20 protein-coding genes are annotated in these 22,474 nt (G+C 37.1%); 1 reads left to right on the forward strand and 19 read right to left on the reverse strand.

Features of this window, described 5'->3' with window-relative positions; translation table 11 throughout:
* Positions 1–719: 719 nt before the first annotated feature.
* The 4 genes from E2636_RS15910 to E2636_RS15925 all read right to left on the reverse strand — a co-directional run bounded on the left by E2636_RS15910 (position 720) and on the right by E2636_RS15925 (position 7,428).
* The gene (locus E2636_RS15910) at positions 720–2,534 is read right to left on the reverse strand and encodes an LTA synthase family protein (protein ID WP_243840674.1); all 1,815 of its coding nucleotides are present in this window, start codon (positions 2,532–2,534) and stop codon (positions 720–722) included.
* A 452-nt stretch (positions 2,535–2,986) separates the two neighbouring features.
* Positions 2,987–4,993: an EAL domain-containing protein gene (locus tag E2636_RS15915; protein WP_134211088.1), complete on the reverse strand. Its 2,007-nt coding sequence runs from the start codon at positions 4,991–4,993 to the stop codon at positions 2,987–2,989.
* Between the two features lie 293 nt (positions 4,994–5,286).
* Complete coding sequence (locus E2636_RS15920) at positions 5,287–6,111, reverse strand: hypothetical protein (RefSeq protein ID WP_134211089.1); 825 nt, start codon at positions 6,109–6,111, stop codon at positions 5,287–5,289.
* Between the two features lie 48 nt (positions 6,112–6,159).
* Positions 6,160–7,428: an ATP-binding protein gene (locus tag E2636_RS15925; protein ID WP_134211090.1), complete on the reverse strand. Its 1,269-nt coding sequence runs from the start codon at positions 7,426–7,428 to the stop codon at positions 6,160–6,162.
* Between the two features lie 324 nt (positions 7,429–7,752).
* Here E2636_RS15925 and E2636_RS15930 point away from each other — a divergent pair, with 324 nt between their 5' ends.
* Positions 7,753–8,691, forward strand: coding sequence for an MBL fold metallo-hydrolase (locus E2636_RS15930; RefSeq protein WP_134211091.1), 939 nt, complete (start codon positions 7,753–7,755; stop codon positions 8,689–8,691).
* Positions 8,692–8,911: 220 nt separating this feature from the next.
* On the opposite strand, the gene E2636_RS15935 is transcribed toward E2636_RS15930, so the two are convergent.
* The 15 genes from E2636_RS15935 to eutH form a co-directional block, all read right to left on the reverse strand.
* Positions 8,912–9,634 carry an exonuclease domain-containing protein gene (locus E2636_RS15935; protein ID WP_134211092.1) on the reverse strand — a complete coding sequence of 241 codons (723 nt, stop codon included), beginning with the start codon at positions 9,632–9,634 and terminating at the stop codon, positions 8,912–8,914.
* A gap of 114 nt (positions 9,635–9,748) precedes the next feature.
* On the reverse strand, positions 9,749–10,714 hold the full coding sequence (locus E2636_RS15940; RefSeq protein ID WP_134211093.1) for a DUF294 nucleotidyltransferase-like domain-containing protein: 966 nt from the start codon (positions 10,712–10,714) through the stop codon (positions 9,749–9,751).
* Between the two features lie 79 nt (positions 10,715–10,793).
* The gene (locus tag E2636_RS15945; protein ID WP_134211094.1) at positions 10,794–12,056 is read right to left on the reverse strand and encodes an ammonium transporter; all 1,263 of its coding nucleotides are present in this window, start codon (positions 12,054–12,056) and stop codon (positions 10,794–10,796) included.
* A gap of 581 nt (positions 12,057–12,637) precedes the next feature.
* Entirely contained in the window at positions 12,638–13,579 is a 942-nt protein-coding gene (gene mdh, locus E2636_RS15950; RefSeq protein WP_134211095.1) for a malate dehydrogenase, read from the reverse strand.
* Between the two features lie 23 nt (positions 13,580–13,602).
* Entirely contained in the window at positions 13,603–13,962 is a 360-nt protein-coding gene (locus E2636_RS15955) for a BMC domain-containing protein (RefSeq protein ID WP_134211096.1), read from the reverse strand.
* On the reverse strand, positions 13,937–14,239 hold the full coding sequence (locus E2636_RS15960) for a EutN/CcmL family microcompartment protein (RefSeq protein ID WP_134211097.1): 303 nt from the start codon (positions 14,237–14,239) through the stop codon (positions 13,937–13,939). Before E2636_RS15960 ends, E2636_RS15955 begins: the two co-directional genes overlap by 26 nt.
* Positions 14,240–14,256: 17 nt before the next feature.
* Complete coding sequence (gene pduL, locus E2636_RS15965; RefSeq protein WP_134211098.1) at positions 14,257–15,120, reverse strand: phosphate propanoyltransferase; 864 nt, start codon at positions 15,118–15,120, stop codon at positions 14,257–14,259.
* 25 nt (positions 15,121–15,145) lie between these two features.
* Entirely contained in the window at positions 15,146–15,433 is a 288-nt protein-coding gene (locus E2636_RS15970; RefSeq protein ID WP_134211099.1) for a BMC domain-containing protein, read from the reverse strand.
* A gap of 22 nt (positions 15,434–15,455) precedes the next feature.
* Positions 15,456–16,922, reverse strand: coding sequence for an aldehyde dehydrogenase family protein (locus E2636_RS15975; protein ID WP_166669605.1), 1,467 nt, complete (start codon positions 16,920–16,922; stop codon positions 15,456–15,458).
* A 58-nt stretch (positions 16,923–16,980) separates the two neighbouring features.
* Positions 16,981–17,628, reverse strand: coding sequence for an ethanolamine utilization microcompartment protein EutL (gene eutL / locus E2636_RS15980; protein WP_134211101.1), 648 nt, complete (start codon positions 17,626–17,628; stop codon positions 16,981–16,983).
* Between the two features lie 18 nt (positions 17,629–17,646).
* On the reverse strand, positions 17,647–18,627 hold the full coding sequence (gene eutC, locus E2636_RS15985; RefSeq protein ID WP_134211102.1) for an ethanolamine ammonia-lyase subunit EutC: 981 nt from the start codon (positions 18,625–18,627) through the stop codon (positions 17,647–17,649).
* Between the two features lie 12 nt (positions 18,628–18,639).
* Positions 18,640–20,004 (reverse strand): ethanolamine ammonia-lyase subunit EutB, encoded by a 1,365-nt coding sequence (locus tag E2636_RS15990; protein ID WP_134211103.1) that lies wholly within the window; start codon positions 20,002–20,004, stop codon positions 18,640–18,642.
* Between the two features lie 134 nt (positions 20,005–20,138).
* Positions 20,139–20,660, reverse strand: a complete 522-nt coding sequence (locus E2636_RS15995) for a EutP/PduV family microcompartment system protein (RefSeq protein WP_208324093.1) — start codon at positions 20,658–20,660, stop codon at positions 20,139–20,141.
* Between the two features lie 14 nt (positions 20,661–20,674).
* The gene (eutS, locus tag E2636_RS16000; protein WP_134211104.1) at positions 20,675–21,016 is read right to left on the reverse strand and encodes an ethanolamine utilization microcompartment protein EutS; all 342 of its coding nucleotides are present in this window, start codon (positions 21,014–21,016) and stop codon (positions 20,675–20,677) included.
* A 28-nt stretch (positions 21,017–21,044) separates the two neighbouring features.
* Positions 21,045–22,370: an ethanolamine utilization protein EutH gene (gene eutH / locus E2636_RS16005; RefSeq protein WP_134211105.1), complete on the reverse strand. Its 1,326-nt coding sequence runs from the start codon at positions 22,368–22,370 to the stop codon at positions 21,045–21,047.
* Positions 22,371–22,474: the final 104 nt, after the last annotated feature.

A 22,474-nucleotide genomic window follows, 5' to 3' on the forward strand; every position in this document is an offset into this window, starting at 1 on the left:
AAGCTTGATACACGCTGATTTCCGTTCCGAGCGGACGCGTTCCGTGGGGCGTGCGGTGAGCCTCCTCGTCGCTAAAACCACGCTCCTGTGGGGTCTCACCTGTCACGCTAATCCCACCGGAGTCGCCGCTCTACACTCCAGTCAGCTAAGAGAATATAGGAAACATAAGTTCAAATAGTTGTAGAAACGGAAACGATTGATATGAATGCGGGCTATGTGAGTGTCATCAAAGCGAATTATAGGCTCTATCAAGAACTTCTAAAAGGATTTCAAGGCATTAGTGCACGATGGCGAGAAAACATGTGCTCCTGCGGCTACTCGTCGCAAAGATATTGGACGAATGACAGTTCGTCCAATATCTTTCCATCTGTTTCTGTTTCTGTTTCTGCACGCTTTGCTAGCTTCGAAACACGAAAGTGAGCTACATCGCTACGCTAGCTGCGAAACATGAAAGTGCGATGGAACGGAAAGCAAAGGGATACTTGAAAAACTACATAAAAAAAGAACCGAATTATGTTGAGCTAATTTGATCAAGATTTCAGCATAGTAAAGATGGCAAATTGGTGCCCGTTAATTATAGTACCAACTGATCACAGCATTTTAATGGGTTTACTTGTCACTTTCTATTGCAAACCTGCAGCACAAGAATAAAAGACACCATTGTAAGTGACATTGTCACTTACAATGGCGTCTTCGCATTAGACTAAAAATACACTAATTTATTTTAAATTAATATTTTCTTCTAGTTTTGGTTCTGATGATTTTGGCTCTTTCAAATTACCGCTTTTCAGATCATAGAAGCGCAGTAGATCACCATAAATGATCTTATCATTATTAGCTAATTCTTCTTTTGCGCGTTCGATATATGGTTTACAGGCTTCAATATCCGTTGACTCTCCTGTTTCTTTATCCCAACATGTTTGTCCTGCATACACAAGATCTTTTGAAATAAAGCGACCATCACGTAAAATCACAAATTGGTCTTGGTTCTCAGAAAATATATCCTGACCAAATTGGATCGAATTATCCGATTCATTAATGCCCATTATATTCTCAATTGTAGGCTTCAAATCAATTTGACCTACCAATGAATGGTTAACCCCGCCGACACCACTTTCGGGAATGTGGATAAACAACGGAACACGTTGCAACTGAGCTGTTTCAAAAGGAGTAATTTCTTTCTCTAAATATTTACTCATCGCAGTATTATGATTTTCTGAAATACCGTAATGATCCCCATACATAATAATGATGGAATTCTCATAAAGACCCGATTCCTTTAAATTTTCAAACAATACTTTTATGGCTTCATCTGTATAACGAACTGTTTGGAAATAGCGATTAAGCGTGCCAGAGTTCGAATCAAACTCTTCAATAAATTTATCTTCTTCATCCAGATAAAAAGGATGATGATTGGTTAGTGTAATTAATTTCGAGAAAAATGGTTGTTCTATTTCTTTCATATGCTCTACAGACTGTTCAATGAAAGGAATATCTTTCATTCCCCAGTTTACGGCTTGCCCTTCCCCAACAGTATAATCGGGCAAGGAATAGAAACGATCATATCCGAAGTTGTCATAGATGATATCTCGATTCCAGAAACTTTTACTGTTGGCATGCATAGACGCTGTATAGTAACCTTCAGCATTTAATGATTTTGTCAGTGTTTGATATTCATTTCCACTGTGCGTAAAAAATACAGCTCCACGAGGTAAAGGATACAAGGAGTTATCTAATAAAAATTCGGCATCAGAAGTTTTACCTTGTTCTGTCTGGTGATAAAAATTATCAAAATACATGGTATCCGGATGATTGGTTAGTTCATTTAAAAACGGTGTAATAACTTCACCGTTCATTTCATTATTAATGACGAATTCTTGTACAGATTCTAATTCTACAAGAATAATATTGCGTCCTTCTGCTATTGCGTTCATGTCACTTGATGGTTCGACCTTCTTTGCTTTCACAAAATTGTTCACATTCACCATTTCACTACTATCTGCTAGCGCACGTTGAGTTGACTGTTTTGTTTGCAAATAAATATCATAGAGATGGTAATTATAAACTCCTATGTTTTTGACCAGCATTTCACGGTCAAAAGTTCGTGTCAAAAGCTCTGGTCGTTCTGATTCAGCTAATGAGAAATTAAAGAAGAACACTGCACTTGTCACTAAGAAATAAGTACTTTTTTTAATTTTTGACGGTTTACTATATCCAATAAATGATGGTTTAAATTTGGCAATAGCTATTAATACGAGGATGTCCATGAAGTAAAGTGTATCGCTCCAATAGATAGTTTCCATAGCACTTCCACCTAAGTCACCGAAATTACTTGTCTGAAATAATATTGGCAATGTAATAAAGTCATTAAAAAAGCGGTAAAACGCCATATTTGCGAATAATACGAAAGTCGAAAAAATACTTACTACTATTATATAAATATTTCTTATATTTTCTTTTTTAATAAACATAGCCACGCCAAAAATCAGCATTAAAAAGCTTAATGGATTGATAAATAATATGAACGCTTGCATTGCGTTATCGATAGTAATACTAAAACTTACGTTGTATGAGATATATGTTTTAATCCATAAAAATACAATGGCCAGAAAGATTAGTGATATCTTTGGAAATTTTCTTATGTTGTTAATAGTGGTCCCTCCTAAGGGTTTTTAAAAATAGTTGAAATTTTCTAGTAATATATGGATGTAACATTAAAAAGTCAATAGCTTAAACTTTACTTCTTTTACCACTCAAATGCAAATTATTCTTAACATAAATTTAACAGTGTATTTACGATTCAAGGATTAGAATCTATCAATACATACTTTCTGTGTGTGTGGATTTTTAATCTAAAACAAGCAATCCTTTCCTCAAACTGTCAAGGAAAAGATTGCTTGTTTTTTTGTTGTATAACTTCATTTATCAACCGATTCGGATGCACGAGTGGTCCATAAAGCAGTGGCCTCCACTAATGTGAAAGGTTTTATTTGCTTCTATTTTCAAGATATTTCTGTTGAAAGTCCTCAATTGACATGGGTTTCTCAAAATAATAGCCTTGAAAGAAGTTGCAGCCATGTGCCATTAAGAAAGTAATTTCTTTTTCATTCTCAACACCTTCTGCAACTAAATCACATTGTAAGCTATTTGATAAATGGATAATGGATTTCAACACCGCTTCTGACTGTGGGTCATTGCCAATACGCTGAATAAAATAGCGATCAATTTTTATTTTATCAATTGGAAAATTAGTTAAAGAAGAGAACATAGAAAACCCTGTGCCAAAATCATCAAGGGCTATACGAATACCTTTTTCTCTACATTTATTTACGTGCTTTAACATTAAGGCAGAAGTGACTAAACGTGTGTCTTCTGTTATTTCCAATTCTACTAAGTTATATGGTATTCGGTATTTTTCTAAGAGCTTATATAAGTCATCAAAAAATAATTCTTTTGATAATATAGACGAAGTCACATTAATGGAGACTCGTTTATCGAAACCAAAATTATTAATCCAATTTGACACGGCTGAAAAAACTTCCTCCATTAAATAGCGTGTTAATTTCAGCATATGCCCGCTTTCCTCAACAATTTCAATAAAGTCAAATGGAGATAACATCCCAAGTTTAGAATGATCCCATCGACTCAACACTTCAAAACTATCCATTTCATTAGTTATTCCATTTATTTGAGGTTGTAATACAAAATAAATTCCTTCTTTTGAGAGATCACCTTGCAAAGATTGTTCTATCGTCAATCTATGCGATAATTCTTCTGTCATATTTACTTCGTAAAAACAAAAAATCCGTTCACTCGATTGTTTCGAGTAATACATCGCCGTTTCTGTAGCGCTGAGCATTTGATTACAATTAAGCCCATCAAGAGGGAATTGGCTAATGCCTATACTGACTGCTACCGTAAATTTTTGATTTATATTAATTTCAATAGGGCTCTTCAGATGATTGACAATATCTTCAACAATCTGTTCAATCATATCCCGATCTGTTTCTTTGACTACTATAAGAAAATCATCTCCACCAAGATGCGAAAGTTCCCCATATGGTAGTAAAAGTGTGTTTAGACGTTCCGCTAAATGTATTAACAGCTCATCACCCATTTGATGGCCATATAAATCATTAATATTTTTAAACCCATTGATATCTAAATACATGGTTGAAAAACCAGTTTCACTCTTAATTAGCTCTTCTATTTTTTCAGAAATCGCTTTTCGATTCGGTAATAACGTTAGACGGTTCGTATTTTCATATGCCTCTTTTTGCATTTCTGACTCTTTCTTCAAGTTAATATTTTTGAAGTAGATAGATACACCACCATCAACCCTCGGGTAAGAATGTATTTCAAACCAAGTAGTTAATGTATCGAAATAATATTCAAACGATATGTATACTTTTTCCTTCATGGTCTTTGTATAGTGCATATGAAATTCAGAATTAGCAGCTTCAGGATAAATTTCACATATGTTTTGCCCAATTACTTCCTCAGCGTTAAGATTTAATACACGCTGCGCTACACCATTCAGATGAGTAATCTGCCAGTTCTCGTTTAATGACATAAACGCATCTGTCATACTTTCCAATACATCCGCAACAACTTCATCCGACTGAACTTCTTTTGTTACATTTCGATGACGAATAAATGCACCCAGATGTCCATTTAGCAATAAACATTTTTCAACATTCATGCGAAAAAAACGTTCATTGTCGGGTCCATGACAAGAATAAATAGTCGAAAACTCTTTTCTCTTACTGTTTAAAACATCTTTAATTCCATTACGTTCTAAGATGAACTGATCATCCAGGAATTCTAAATAATTCACACCAACTGAAGTAGTATTTAAATCCCCATCGTTTTCTAACGCAAACTGTTTCCATGCTTGGTTCGTATATTGTATGTAGCCCTTAAGGTCAATTATGGCAATATGATCTTCTAATGCATCTAACATGGATTGTATGACTTGTGGAAACTCTTTCATTATAATACTCTCCTATAATTCAATAATATTTGAATCCCGTTACTATATACTACTATATGGAGAATAGAAAATGTGAAAAAATACCCCTTACTTCAATCCCTTCCATAACAACTTTCTTCATTTTAAGCGATATCTTTCATAAATAAGTGTTGCATCTGTTTTATAGGTATCTTGAGTCTTTCTAAGGATGGGAGGGCAATGTAAATTATTACTTAATGGATAATTTTCATCCGCTCATCTTACATTTCACATAGTAACTGCTATAGGAAAAGAGAAGTGTGAGGAGACTTTTGTCACCTCGCACTTCTCTTTTCTAATAACGAATCAATTTCTATTAGTTCATGAATCGTTCCTACTATACTTCGCAAAACCTGGCCTTTAAGAGCATCTGATACAGATTCATTGGTTGGATTTCTATAAAAGAAATGATCTACGTCAGCGTTATAAGTAAATCCAAAACTCATTACTGTTTGCTTTAAAGAATCTGGAAACTGATTTGAACCAGTAGTTTCTTTGAAGTACGCTGTAGTTGCTAAATATAGCTCTACATCATCAAGGTTTGAAGATATAAAGAACAGATCAGTGTCACCTTGTAAAATCCATTGTCCTTTAGAATAAATTGAAATTCCTACATGTTCTAATCCAGAAATACCATCTAAATTCACACCGAATATTTGATTGATTACTACTCTAGCATCCTCTCCAGTAAGTGAATAACCATGAGCTTCAATTGAACGATCCATGACTTCATTTTTTGTCATAGCCATAATTTGAGTATCTAATTCAGTGGTATCAGGGTCAACGTTTAATGAAATACGAAGGCTCTGCATGACAGAAACAGGGTAAATAGACAGTTTGCTGCCGTAATTTTTTTCTGAGATGCAATTCAAATCAGCACCAAAAACTCCTTTAACAACTTCACGTACTTCTTTGCCCTTTACCTCATGACCAAATGACTCTAGGTAACTATCCATTACCTCTACTTTTGTCATAGTTTCAATCAACTGATCTAAATGAGTTGAGTTACTTTCTATAAAAAGGCTTAATCTAACAGCTTCCATAACTGATGTTGAATATTTGGTTGTTTGTTGAATTCCTGTTGAATCTTCAGCACGCATGAACAAATTCCTCCCACTACATATCTCCCTACTACATGTACAAGCTGACTACTTCGACTTTGGTAACCATACTTCAACGCAAGTTCCTACATCTAATTCACTTGTGATATGGATAGACCCTTTATGTGCTTCTATAATGCTTAAGCTGACAGTCATTCCTAAGCCAATTCCATTATCTTTTAAGCTATAAAAAGGTTCACCAATATGTTTTAGCTGGGACTCTTCTATTCCGCACCCATTATCCTCAAATTTAACAGCTACATAGTCCTCGTTTTTATCATATAGTGTAATAGTAATTTCACCCTTTGTAGAAATTGCATCCAGAGCATTTTTTATGATATTGATAAACACTTGCTTTAGTTTACTATCATTACAATACGTATTAAATTGATCTAGTTCAATCACATTTATTTGAGTGCTTTTTCGCGATGCTTCTATCGATAACAATTGAACGACTTCATTCACATTTGAATTAATGTTTTTGTCAGAAAAAATAACATCTGTTGGTTTTGCAATGAGTAATAGTTCGTTCACAATGCTATTAATGCGATCAATTTCATCAACTAATACATCAACATGATCATCCAGTTTAATTGTTTTCTCTTGGCTCATTTGCATAAAGCCTTTAATCGTTGTTAGCGGATTTCGAATTTCGTGTGCAATACCTGCAGCAAGTAAGCCTAAAACAGCCATTTTTTCAGACTCTCTTAACAAACTCTCTGATTCTTTTAACGCGGTAATATCTCTCCCGATTACTACTAACCCTTTTCTAGAACCATCATCATGAAAAATAGGTACTTTATATGAATCGAAAGTTTTGCTTGAGCCATCTCTTAAAGGGACCACTTCTTCACACCGAGTTGCCTTTCCTGCCTTCCACGCATCTTCGTCTGTCTCTATACAGTAAATCAAAGCATCGTGATAAAAATCTGTATATTGCGCCAGATCTCTGTCCGTTTTACCTTGGCAATCGATGCCTTCTAGTTCAAATAACTGAGCACCAAATTTATTTATTTGGAGCCACTTTCCTTCTCCATCTTTAAATGAAACACAATCGGGCATTGTATCAATTAATAAAGTTAGCTTATCTTTTTCTTCTTCTATTAGTTTTGAATCTCTTAAATTTCTTATAAAAATAAACAAAAGAATTGCTGTAAAGAAAATAAATAACAAACCTTTGAATGTTTCCAAGAAGTGGATTTGTTCAACAGAATAGTTAGACAAGCTTAATAAGTAGTCTGTACCCATAATCCAAATTAGTCCTATCAATATATATATAAACGGTATCATTTGAATATATTTAGTGTGAATTTTCATTGTTTTACCCCTTAAAATAAATCTAAATTTAATTGAATTCACAATTAGTTATATTGTCACATATAATCTACAATTCAGCAATATACTAAAGTTTGAGTATATAGGAAAAAAGTACCGTTGATTATTGAGTAAATAAAAGGTAATTCATACCATAACCCTTACTATACATAAGGGAAAGAAGTTAATACCTATGAAATAAAAAGTTACAGCTCACCCAATTTGTAAGATTGACCCAGTTGAATTACACTTAAGGAGAGTTTTCTGAATACATGAAAATATTTAACAAGATTGCTAGTCAGCACGATATTCTAAGGAGGTTTTATTTTGAAAAGTAAATACCCTGTTCAACTGAATGAAAGAATCCACTTGATTGATGGATTTGATTTAGGCTGGGCCGAGCGGACTGGAACATATGTAATCAACGAAGAACACTTGACCATTGTTGAATCTGGTCCGAGTCCCTCTGTTCAACATGTTAAAAAAGGTTTGGAAGCGTTAGGATTTTCACTGGATGAAGTGAGATACATCATTGTCACACATGTTCACCTTGATCACGCAGGTGGCGCAGGATTACTTCTTCAAGATTGTCCGAATGCCAAAGTTGTCGTACATACGAAAGGTGCAAGGCATTTGGCGGACCCTACGAGATTAATAGCTGGCGCACAAATGGTTTACGGCGATAAATTTTATGATTTATTTGACCCAATTGTTCCAATACCGCAAGAGCGGCTGATCGTAAAAGATGAAGGTGATGTGTTGGTAATTAGTCCAACATGTACCTTGCAGTTTTTAGATACGCCGGGTCACGCTAAACATCACTTCAGTATTTATGATCCCGTCAGTAATGGCATATTTACTGGAGACACAGTAGGTATCCTTTATGATCAGCTAGTTCGTGATGGTGTGGATTTGTTTCTCCCATCTACTTCACCGAACCAATTTGATCCACAAGCAATGCAACATGCAATTGACCATATGCTCGGTATGAACCTGACCGCTATTTATTACGGACATTACGGGATGACAAATAATCCGAACGACGCTCTTCAACAAGTAGCCGAATGGTTGAAAGTATTCATGGTAGAGGCACAGGCGGTTGTTGGCGAAGGAAAAGGCGCAGATGAACTTGCGAACAGGCTTATAAGCTTAATAACAAATCATCTTAGAGAATTGGGTATAAAAGACGACCATGATGTGTATAAAATTATTGAATTGGATATGCAGGTCAGCGCTTTAGGTATGATTGATTATTTATCGAAGTAAGAGTTTCTTCTATATAAGATGAAGTCTATTTAAGACGACCGCTAAATAACTCTAGTAATTCTTGAATGAATCCATCAAGTAACGTATTGTTTTCGGACGCAACATAATTTAAAGAATAAAAGAAACGAGCGATGGCCATGGCCATTGCTCGTTTCTTTTTCTGCAGTCAACCCCGCGATTGAATTTCGTCTTTCGCTCATCTACCATCCTTGTTCACACGTTATATTCTTGCATATCGACTATAAACATCATTTAATGTTTCGCAGCCTATTTGTTTGGCTTTATCTACATACATACTCCAAAGTTTTGCGGTCATTTTGGCATCGCCTAGTGCGTGATGACGATCGATAATAGGGATGCCGTTATGCGTGCAGAGATCTTCTAATGTGACAAGATTCATTTCGGGCTCGATTACCTTAAAGAGGAAAGACGTATCCACAATGCGGTGCTTGAATGGCGTTCGAAACAATTTAGAACTGGCATGTTGCATGAAATTTCTTTCATGAGTAGCGTGATGTGCGACAAGTGTGCAGTCTTGGATAAATTTGATGAATTTAATAAAAACATCAGCTAATTGCTGCGCTTCTTTTACTTGCTCATTTGTGATACCAGTTAATTGTACAATTTCGCGCGGAATCTCTTGGTCATAGTGGACAAGAGAATAAAAAGTTTCCTCTTCTAGGATTGTTGTTCCACACATTTTTGTTGCACCAATAGACAGTATGCTATCTCCTTTTTCTGGTGAAAACCCTGTAGTTTCTATATCGAACACCACGACATTTAGCTCTTGTAATGAAATGCTCAGTTTATCCTCCTGATTCATTTCTTTTTGGAGATTTCGTAAAAATGCCATTTGTTGTGAGTTTTGAATATCGCCAATACTGGCGTTCGTTCGTTTTCCTTGAAGACCTCGTAATATTTGCATAAATGGTTCAAATGCCATCACTTACACCCTTTTCACGCAAATACACCTCAGCATATTTACGTCCAGATTTTGAATTATGCAAGTACGATTAACACCTTTCAAAAGCTGCGACATGCTTCGGGTGCTATATCTTCATTCATTTGCGGATAAAGTTAAAGCGATCACTTCATCATGTAGCCTTTTACCATCTTTTAAAATTCGTTTAATTTCGTTTCGTTCTTTTTTCGACAATTTTTCTATATTTAAATAATGTGTATCTGGATATGTTTTACCTTGAACTAATGACAAGCGATATTTTAATAAGTCCGAGAAATTTTTTTCACAATTTAACAGTATTTTCTCATAACCATTTAGCTGAATTAATTGTCTCATTCGGACCAATGTTGAGGTTTCATAAATGCCCTCTTTAATAGAAAGTAACCGAATGGCATTTACATATGGCAAAAATGCGGCATATTTCAAGTCCACACACCCTTGATAAATACCATAGCGCTCCACTAATATTTGCCCAATTGGTCCAATAACATTTTTCACATGCATGACATTTGCAATACAACGATTCAAAAGGGATGGATGCACTAATTGATAGTCATAAATAAAAGATTTTAATTGATGGATATAGCCGATATTCCCAAGCAGAGCTCTTGCATCATAAAAAATGTGAAGGTGCCTGATGGATTCCCAGCTTTCATTTTCCATCCACTCTTGAAGCTGTGCTTGCCAATCATTCAAAGACTTACACCATATTGGATTTGAGCTCATGATTTTCCCTTTACAATATGGATAACCAGTAATATGCAGTCCGTATGACACTTCTTCACCTAACTCTTTGAAATATGCATCATTTTCTTCATTTGATTTTTCATAGACAATGCCATGATCTTGATCACTGATATAGCCTTGCTCAAATCGCCCGCCGCTCCCTGTAATAAACCATGTAAAATAGCAGGGAGGATTGTCTTTTTTCATTTTACTTTTGGCGACTGCCATTACCTTGTGCATTGCTTGATCATGAAAACGATTGAGAGAAACGGTGTCATCTAGGAAGGCGGTTATATGTTGATCCTTCCATTCTCTAATAGATTCATACGTTTCCAAGATTACACTTCCTTTTAAGCAAAAAGCCCCCTTATAAAGAGGCTCTATTACTATTTATTGAGTTTTGATTTTTTGATATTTAGATTTTCGACTCTTCTATAATCATCTGTTCCGGATAGCCATAACTTCCGTGTTCGCTCATATCTAAGCCCATGATTTCTTCTTCTTCAGTAACACGAATGCTGCCCATTACTTTTTTCATAACAAACAGGATAGCATAGGATACACCGAAAGCAAATAAACCACAAGCAACAACGCCCATTAATTGTACGCCTAATTGATCGAATCCACCGCCATAGAATAATCCAGGTTTACCAACAGACGCAAGTTCTGGTGTAGTAAAGAAACCTGTTGATAAAGTTCCCCAAACTCCTGCAGCCCCGTGAACGGATAAAGCGTAGATTGGATCATCTATTTTTTTCTTTTCAAAGAATCTAGCACTATAGAATACTAGTATTCCTGCGATGAAACCAATGACAACAGATGCCCAAACATCGACGAATGCACAAGATGCTGTAATGGCAACTAAACCTGCTAATGCACCATTTAAAACAGTTGGAATGTCCGGTTTTCCTAATACAACCCAAGAGATTAATGTTGCAGCAACAACACCTGCAGCTGCAGCAAGAGCTGTATTTAAAGCCACAAATCCGAAGAATGCAGCATCTACTGAAACTGTACTACCTGCGTTAAATCCAAACCAACCAACCCAAAGGATTAAAACACCCAATGCTGTATACACTTGGTTATGACCAGCAAGATTATTCGATGAACCATCTTTATTAAATCTCCCAATTCTCGGTTTAAGCAACATGGTTGCAGCAAGTGCTGCCATTGCGCCAGTTAAGTGAACTACAGTGGAACCGGCGAAGTCTTGTTTGCCATGTTCCGCTAACCACCCACCGCCCCATATCCAATGAGCAATAACGGGATAAACGATAATCCCGAATAGAATAGTGAAGATCACATATGCAGAAAATTTTGCGCGCTCTGCAAATCCACCAAGAGCGATTGTTACTGCAATCCCCGCGAATGCTAATTGGAAAACAAAAAATACAGATGTATCAACAGCCGCGTCCAACGCTAACTTTCCAGAGTAGAAAAAGTCTGACATACCAACGAAGAAATTCGCATCACTACCAAAGATAAATCCATAACCAACTGCCCAAAACACTAACGATGCTAAACCAAATGTGAAAATGGTTTTCCCAGCAACGTGACCTGCATTTTTCATTCGTGTTGAACCAGCTTCAAGAAGGATAAACCCACCAATCATAAAAATAACTAGAATTGCAGAAACCATTGTCCATAAACTATTCATTAAAAACATGACATCTTCCATAAATAATTCCTCCCTTTTATATCATGTTATGTTTCTTATTTATTTGATGTGATGAAACATAACATGTTGTATATTATATTATTTTACCGGATGATTTATGTAAGTCAATTGAATTATCAGAATTTATTTTATTTTACAAAAGTAAAGGTGACTATTTGGTGAGTTGATTATGCTGGTGAGGCGTTGAGCGAGTTGAGGTTTGAAATTTTGTTAAGCTTCCAAAATAATTTGAAAATATTTTTCACAAAGGGAGAACTTTTTTAAGATTGTCGAGTTGGTGAGAGGATTACTTTGCAAATCAAAGTAAAACGTAGAAAATACAGTCAGGGACACAGGATTTTAAAAAGCAGTTTCCAAAAGGTGGTACTTACACCTTTAAAACAACCTTATTTCATTTGAGATTGAACAGTTTTCGCTAAACAATGCGCTTCTATATACTAGTAACTAGTTTATAAGCAGCGATTACCCGTAAACTTCCGACATCTGTATGTATAAAATTGAATTTTGTGTTGCTGCTAGGTACCCGATTTTTAAGCTGAACAAAATTATAAAAAGCATTCCGGTGAGAGCCGGAATGCTTTTTATAATTGACAAATTTTAAGCACTGATTTAACGGATTCGACAGATTTGTCTAGTGCTTCTTTTTCTTCGATTGTGAGAGGTATTTCGATTACGCTTTCTATTCCATTCCCGCCAATGACTGTTGGAACACCAAGGCAGAAATCATTGTATCCATATTCACCTTCCAGATAAGCAATTGCAGGGTATATTCTCTTTTGATCTCGGATAATTGCACCTGCCATTTCTACAAGTGCAGCTGCCGGTGCGTAGTAAGCACTTCCATTTCCAAGTAAAGAAACGATTTCTCCGCCACCTTTTCTTGTTCGCTCCACAATTGCATCCAGACGATCTTGGGGTATGATTTTCTCAAGTGGAATTCCACCTGCATATGAATACCTAACAAGCGGTACCATATCATCTCCGTGCCCCCCTAGAACAAATCCAGAGATATCTTCCACTGAGATATTCAATTCTTCAGCTACAAATGTATTAAACCGTGCTGTATCTAGTACACCTGATTGGCCAATGACTCGATTTTTAGGGAAGCCAGTTGTTTTATAACAAACATACGTCATGGCATCTACAGGATTACTTAAAATTAAGATGTAGCTTTCCGGTGCATATTTTTTAACTTGTTCAGATACATTACGCATGATTTTTGCATTTATTGTGACTAAATCATCTCTACTCATTCCCGGTTTTCTAGCGATACCTGCAGTAATGATAACCATGTCTACACCTTGAATATCCCGATAATTAGATGTTCCAGTGATTTTCGCATTAAAGCGTTGAACTGAACCAGATTGGAGAATATCTAGTGCTTTACCTTTTGCTGGGTTCTCTTGTTCAGGAACGTCTAGTAATACGACATCACCCAAATCTTTCTGCGCTATCATTAAAGCTACAGTGGCACCGGTATAACCCGCACCGATTACGGCGATTTTATTTCTATTAAATGCCAAATATGCTCACCCTTTCACAAACATTATGCATCTGTCTTTTTTGCACTCTGTACTTTTGGACCTGGCTTAGGTTCGGATTGTTGATGTTTCTGTTGTTCATAATTAGTATAATCAAGGGGATCAACCATATTACGAACGGATTCGTCCGGTCGCGGAATAACATGAGCTCCTAAAAGTTCTCCTACACGCTTCGCTGCTTCACGGCCAGCATCTACGGCTGCTTGTACTGCACCAACATCTCCTTGAATAATTACCGTCACGATTCCACCATCTACAAATTCTTGTTTAATTAACGTGACATTCGCAGCTTTAATCATGGCGTCCGCCGCTTCAATAGATCCGATTAATCCTTTTGTTTCAATCATTCCAATTGCTTGTCCCATCGATTTCACCTCTTTCCACTTCTGTTGAATCAATTATCCCAATAATTACTGCATCAATTAGTATGGGGTTATCTTTGTCTATAAAACGTGATGAACCACCACTTGTTACAAGGACATGATCACCTTTTCCAGCACCGATACGGTCAGCAGCTACAAAGTGCGTCCTTACTGCTTTTCCATACGCATCCACAGGTTGAATAATTAGTAGTTTTAAACCTTGTAAACCTTCTTCTTTGCGTGTTGCCCAAACGTTTCCGATAACTCTTCCTAATCGCATGCCGTAATCACCTTTTTCTAATTTCTAATCGAAATAGATTTCCCAAGCTCTCGTGCTGTATCTCGAGCTAGAGCTGTGACGATTGTTCCTTTTTCAATCATAATTTCATTTTCTTTAATTTCTCTTATATCATCATTTGAAAGTAATTTCTTTAAATAATCATGGTGCTTTTTAACTGAAATTATTTCCGGTAACGAATTTTGCTCTTTTAATCTTGGGTGTTCTTCAACAGCTCGTCCAATATGTCCAAATGCACTTTGTTTAATTAAACCTGCATTTGCTTCATCTGTGTCAATATGCATTTCGAGACAATATCGTTCAGAAACCCTAATCTTTACATTTTGGTAGGCAATCGGTCGAACTCCATCTACTTCTACTGTTACATACTCGCCGCTTTTTAAACCCAAACGCTTTGCGTCATGTGGATCCATGTGTATATGGGCTTGGGCAATGATTAATCCTTCATCGAGATAAAGACTTCCTTTTGGCCCAATCATTGTAAATGCAGCAGAGCCATTAATATTACCTGAATCACGAAGTGGTGGCTTTACACCGAGCTTCATAGCATCTGTCCAGCTAACTTCCGCTTGCGTCAATGAGCGTGCAGGACCAAGTACGCGAACGCGTTCAATACTTCCTCTTGGTCCTGCGATTACTACTGTCTCATTCGCTGCAAATTGATCTGGTTGGGATAAATCATCTTTTTTTGTTAATTTATACCCACCACCAAATATTACCTCGATATGTTCTTGCGACAAATGAACGTGACGAGCAGAAACAGCAATTGGGATTGCATTTGTAGGAAGCGCTTGCGCTACTTCTACATTTCCCAATTGACTGAGAACTTCCCCTACAATTTTTTCAATCAATTGCTGGTTCAAATCGCTTCCGCCTTTCAATTAAAAATTAATTGTCTGATTTAGGTAAAATCATTTCCAATTCATCATGTGGTCTTGGAATGACGTGAACAGATAACAATTCGCCTACACGTTGAGCTGCCGCTGAACCTGCATCTGTAGCTGCTTTAACAGCTCCTACATCACCACGTACTAAAACAGTTACAATTCCGCCACCTACATGTACTTTTCCAACTAAATGTACGCTCGCTGCTTTAACCATTGCATCTGCCGCTTCAATTGCACCAATTAATCCTTTAGTTTCTACCATTCCTAATGCTGTACCTTGTTTATTCATCTCTGTTTCCTCCTAATAATTATTATTTAGATAATTGTTTTACAATTTCACTGACTAAGTCTTTTACCATTTCTGGATCAACAGTTTGATTTGAATCTAATGAGTTCAAAACATTTGACACTACTTGATTTGTAATACTTTCGTCTGAATCTGTTACTTGTTTCAGAAGTTGTAATTCTTTAATGCCATAAGCCATTCGTTTAATATTAATTAAATGCTTTGCTGTTACATTATCAGAGGTGATATTCCCACCAAATGTCCCGCAACCTAATGTCATGGAAGGTACCAAACCAGTTGTTCCACCAACTGCTCCCACCGATGACATCGTGTTTACTAATATACGGGAGACAGGCATATCAATCGCAAATTCGCGGGCTATAGCATCTGTTTCCGTATGGATGGCTAGTGAATGTCCCCTTCCACCTAAATTTAACAGTGACAAGCAAATCTCTTTTGCGTGATTCACATCCGATGCCACATACATGCCAAAGATGGGAGAAAGTTTTTCAAGAGAAAAAGGAATATCTTTGCCTACTTTCGTTTCCATCCCAACGATGACACGTGTTCCTTCTGGTAATGTGATCCCCGCCAATTTAGCAATTACTTGTGGACTCTTTCCGACGATATCAGGATTTACTTTCCCTGGAATCGGGGAAATCACTTTTTCCATTACTCGTTTTTCTTCATCAGATAATGTATACGCTCCATTTTTCTTTAACTCACGTTTTACTAGTTCTAAAACGTTTCGGTCTACTACTATGGCTTGTTCTGTAGCACAGATCGTTCCATAATCAAAAGATTTACTGTTAATGATGTTCTCAACAGCTTTCTCGATTTTCGCGGATCGTTCTATAAAAACAGGAACGTTTCCTGGTCCGACACCGTATGCAGGTTTCCCCGAACTATATGCTGCTTTAACTAATGCACCACCACCAGTTGCCAAGATCAAGTTCACATCACGATGTTGCATCAATTTTTGTGTTGCTTCCATCGAGGACATCGTTAGGCATTGAATCAATCCATTTGGCGCACCCGCAGCTACTGCGGCGGCATCACAAACCTTTAACGCTTCATGTGTACATTGAACTGCATACGGATGAGGGCTAACTACGATTGAGTTTCTTGTTTTTAAAGCAATCAGCGTTTTAAAAAATGCGGTAGATGTTGGATTTGTCGTTGGAATGATTGCAGCCACAACACCAAAAGGAGCGGCTATCTCTACAACTTGATTTACTTTGTCTTCTCTAACCACACCTACTGTCTTTAAATCTTTAATGCTTTCGTAAACGCCTCTAGAGCCAACCTCGTTTTTTATGGTTTTATGAGCTGCTACACCCATTCCAGTTTCATCAACTGCCAATTTGCCAAGTCGTTCTGCCTGTTTAAATGATGCATCAGCCACAGCCTGAACAATCCGGTCCACTTGTTCTTGTGTAAAACTCATATAAACCAATTGCGCTTCTTTTGCAGCTTGCACAGCCGAACGCATTTCCTGAAGAGCTAGTAAATCTGGATCTATTGCTGTTACCACTGTACTCCCTCCTTTCTTAGTAATCTAATGGCCTTTTCGCCATATTCATAATAGCGTCTCGAAACGCATTTGCAGCTGCTTGGCAGGATGATTGACTACCTGTAAGTAATCCTCCGCCAAAGTTTGTTTCAGAAGGAGGTGTAAAAAATTCACATATGCGAACGTCAGCTGACTTTAAAGCTGCATTGAGTCCTACAATGGCTTCAATAGGAGGAGCAATCAGATAAGCAAGTGGCTGTCCTTTTGAAATACCTGCCATCTCTCCTAAATAACTCCCACAACTTGAAATTGTTTTAGCATATAAAACATGATTGACATCATCATTTATTGCTTCGAAGTATGCATTATTCTCGATAGTGATGCGAATCGAATCTAATCCACTTTTCACTTCCTCTGGAGAAGAACCCGCTATGATGCCGATGAATTCTCCCGAAAGTGGACCAGATGCATGAGCAGCTCCAGCGTAAAAACTCTTTGCATATACTACTTCCACATCAGATGTTTTAGTTGCTTCATCAGCAGCCGTATTGCCAATATCATCAATCGTCGTTGTGAACAAACCTAAACTTCGCTGATATGGCATTAACTTAAATTTCTCAGCTAACCCCTCATCTACATTAGGAATGACTTGCATAGATAAAATTTCAGCATGAATTTTTTTCATCGTAAAACTGTACACCACCTATTCTTCCTTCTTAACAAGAGAAACACCACTAGCTTCATACTTTAAGATTTTCTGTATTAGTGTTCCTAAATACGCTCCTGCCTCCACCGGAGGAATGCCACCTTTGTGAATATTAGAAACAACCATCCGCTCAGCCTCAATCGTTCCCAATCGCGGTTTGTAACAAATGTACGCACTTAATGATTCCGCAGACACGAGTCCTGGACGCTCTCCGATAAGGATAATCACGACATCTGGCTGCAGTAATTCCCCAATCTCATCCATTAATGCTACTCGGCCTTTATCGACATAAAAAGTAGTGCCCATTTCAATTGATAGATTTTTTAATGATTGTTCTAACGACAAGTACACATCTTCTAAATTCTCCTCGAGTGCTTTGGCACTTAAACCATTCGAAGCAACGATTTGTATGGTCGGAGAATGTTTACATTTGTCTTTTACAATTTTTTTAGAGTCGTCCGATAATCGTCTTCCTAAATCCGGTCTTCGAATATACTCTTCTTTATCCAACACCCTAGAATGTACTTGAAAAAAGCCCAAACGTTCTAATATTTCTGGAGGAACCTCACCATAAACAGCGTCTACAGCTGCAGCATGGTCAAATCTAAATTGAAGCCACGTGCTTGTTTTCGGTCTTGTACCAGCTCTTCCAACTGCAATTCTAGCTGGAGTTTTATTACGAAGTTCTTCTAAGTAATCCTCTTTTTTCTTATCAATCAATGTTGTTTCCTTATTAGTCTTACGCGATATTATGTTGTTCGGCTTTTTTTCTTTCACAGATGCATTGAAGAACTTAACATCCCCCTTTGGAGATGCACGTACCTTTTCTTCAGTCATACGATTTCCGGCGAAAGTCTCTTGAAATAACTTAACAGGCATCTGTTTGTTGTCTTTTTGATGATCATCTGTATTCAAGTTATTCGTTTGAAGTTTTTCAACTACCATCTTGGTAATCTTCTCAATGAGTTGTTCATTCACAGATGTCATCTCCTAACGTGTGAATATAGTAGGGTCCCCTGCTCTCGCACTAAGACGACCATTTTCATAAATCCCCATTTTTTCAAGCCATTTCAAATATTCAGGTGCAGGTGTTTTCCCAAATGTTTGCAATAATGTTGCTACATCGTGATAGCTCATTGATTGATAATTCAGCATCACATCGTCACCCATTGGTGTTGCGATGATGAAATTCACACCTGCTGCTGATAACAGAACACCTAAATCTTCAATGTCATTTTGATCCGCCTTTATATGGTTCGTATAACAAATGTCGACCCCCATAGGTATGCCGTGCATTTTACCCATGAAATGATCTTCTAGTCCAGCACGTATAACTTGTTTGTTGTTATACAAGTACTCTGGTCCAATAAAACCAACTACCGTGTTTACAATATATGGGTCAAAATGTCTTGCAAAACCATAGTTGCGGGACTCGAGAGTTAGTTGATCAATTCCATGGTGAGCTTCTGCTGATAATTCGGAACCTTGACCAGTTTCAAAATACATGACTTGCGGACCCGATCCCGTTCCTTGCTTTAAAGCTAACTCTCTTGCTTCTCCAATAAGCTCTGCGGTTATTCCAAACGAACGATTCGCTATTTCTGTTCCTGCAATACTTTGAAATATCATGTCTGCAGGTGCGCCTTGCTCAATTGCTTTCATCTGTGTTGTCACGTGCGCTAATACACAGTTTTGCGTAGGGATTTCCCATTCTTGAATAAAGTCTTTTGTGGCATGTAGTAACCGTTTAACGCTTTCAACCGAATCGTTAACAGGGTTTATACCGATTACCGCGTCACCAATTCCATAAGACAATCCATCTTTAAGAGATGCTATCATTCCATCTACATTGTCAGTCGGATGGTTTGGTTGTAAGCGTGAAGACATAGTTCCTTTATGACCAATCGTTATATTACAAGTTGTTAATATTTCAACTTTATTTGCTGCATGGACTAAATCCAGGTTAGACATGAGTTTGGCAACAGCCGCTATCATTTCGGAGTTTAATCCCTTGCTAATACGTTTAAGCTCACGATCACCCACTTTGTTACTCAATATATATTCCCTTAATTCAGCGACACTCCAATTTTTTAATTCACCAAAGATTCTTTCGTTAACATCTCCCTCAATAATTCTAGAAACTTCGTCATTTTCGATTGGAATTAAAGTGTGGTTACGGATTTCACTTAATAGGATTTCACTAAGGACCACTTTTGCGGCAATTCGTTCTTGCACGGTTTCCGCTGCAATACCCGCTAGACGGTCCCCTGATTTTTCCTCATTCGCTTTTGCCATGACTTCCTTCAAATCAGTAAATGTATAACTTATACCACCTAAAATTGTATTTAAATTCATTATTGAACACCCTTCTTCCGATATCCATATACACTCAATATCCAAAAATAAAAGCGCCTCTACAACTTGAAGAGAATTCTTCAAGTTGTAAAGGCGCCTTTGCCTAGTTCATTAACTTTTATAATCTCAATATATCAAACATTCCGTGTATTGTAAAGAGAGTCAAAGAATAGAAGGTTTTCATCTGAAGAATCATCAACATACCTTCTCATCGAATCCACATTGTTACATGTAACAAGTTTTTTTAAATGTTCGATTCCTAAACCCTGTGTTGAGGAAGTAATCACAATTGGTCCATTGATAATTACAGATTGAATCATTTTAATAGAACGTTCAATATTTGCACTTGAATGATCGCTTTTTGTAATGACACCAATCGGTAATTTCGATATACCCATGCTAAATCCATGTGGAAAAACCATTTTCCCACTCGTTGCATCTTGTAAATATAGAACGTGAGATACTTCAAGTGCTGTCGCCATAATACTTTTGTAGAACATCGGATTTTCCGTATACTCTCCAGGCGTGTCAACTATCCAGTCATAATAGATTAACGTTTGCGTTTTAAATGCCTGTACTTCTCTACCTAATAACGCATTTGTTAAAGTAGACTTCCCAGCACCAATTGCACCTATTAACATAGCTCTATTTTTCAATTTTTAACACGTCCCTATGACTTTGTAATATTCGCTGGTGTGTAACCTAACTTTTCAGATAAAAAGCGATTAATCTCAATCATGGCCATGTCTACCTCAGATACACTTCCAACAATAACAAGACTACCAGTAAATCTATCTAAAAATCCAATTCTTACATTTGCAGCTTTTGTCGCTAAATCTCCAGCAATAATCACTGTTTCACTGGGTGTGCACGTCATTATTCCTAATGCACCTGCTTCTTGAATACCAAGCTTTTGAAACATATCAGGATCTGGATTTGCTATTATATGACTCAGTGTTAGCTGTTTTCCCGGTACAAACTCTTGTATAAACCTTTTTTTCTCTTCACTCACATTATCCCTTCTTTCTAAAGCGCTATGTTTAAGAATTTGCGTTAACACTTTGTTTTTTTGCATCTTCCCTTTTTTCTTTCATTTCATCTTCTTCAAGTTTTTTTATTTTTTCAACAATCTCGTCTTCTAAATACTCGCCAGGACGAATGGTGCCGTCATCACGGTCTTGAATCTCTAATTTCAAAGCTGTAGGGACCGATAACCAATATGCAATAGCTATAGCAATGACACCAGCTGCAAGTTTCCCAATAATTACAGGTAAAATAATAGTTGGTTGAAAGTTAGCAGTGAATGACAAATGGTCACCTAATAAGAAGGCAGCACATACAGCAAATGCAATATTTATAACTTTATCTTTTGGTCTCATATATTTTACTAGTGCGAACATGGCTAATATATTTGCCATCGTTGCTAGAATACCAGCACTCCCTACAGAAGATAGGCCAAGTTTGCGCCCACCCGCTTCTAATTGTTTTCCTGCATACTTGCGAAGTAAATAAACCATTGGGAAAGCTCCCGCTAACATAATACCAATGTATCCGGCTGTTTCCAGCGCTCGAAACTGATCTTCCTCATCTGCCATTATTGGATCAAAGCCCCATGCACCAAATAGTGTTGAGAATAATCCTGTGAAGATTTCAACAATGGAAAAGACTAAAACCAGTTTAATCGCTGCGTCCATTACTCGACCAAATACCATAAACCCTGATATCATTCCACGTGGGAAGAATTTAAGCCCCATAGCAATTACGACTACGAAAATAAACAAAGGCAACAAGTTGATGAAAATCTGACCATAACTCATTACAAATTGATAGGTGGAATCTGATGTTGTACTGATCACATCACGAATTTCAGTATTAAATAAAACAACTAATACAGTAGATATTAATGCACCTATTGGAATTGTTAATACTCCTGACATAATTCCTAATGCCATATACTTATGATCTCGCTTATCCAGCATGGCTAATCCCATAGGAATTGAGAATACAATAGTTGCCCCTGCCATGTATCCGACGATTAACGCGATAATCCATCCTTCATTGGTTATCTTTAATGCATCAGCTAATTGATAACCACCCATGTCCGAGGCTAGAATTGTTGTCGCCGCAATTGCTGGATCAGCTCCGATTGCTTCAAACATAGGGCTGACAAATTTATTGATGAACCAAGTTAAATAAGGAATAGATGCCATGATCCCTGCTGCCGGCACAAAAATATGACCTATTGCATGGATTCCAGACATAAACTCCTTACCAAGACCTTTTTCTGTATCTTTTATTGCTGCAAAAGCTCCTAAAACCGCGCAAAACATGATGATATACACAATTACCGTTCCGATCATCGCCATTATATTTTCCTCCTTTAATACATAGTCAACTAATTATTATGTACAACTTACTTTTATTACTTATTCTCTCACTCCTTTCAATGAAAACAAAAAGATGCTTAAAG

The sequence above is a fragment of the Paenisporosarcina antarctica genome, from assembly GCF_004367585.1.
Taxonomy (GTDB): domain Bacteria; phylum Bacillota; class Bacilli; order Bacillales_A; family Planococcaceae; genus Paenisporosarcina; species Paenisporosarcina antarctica.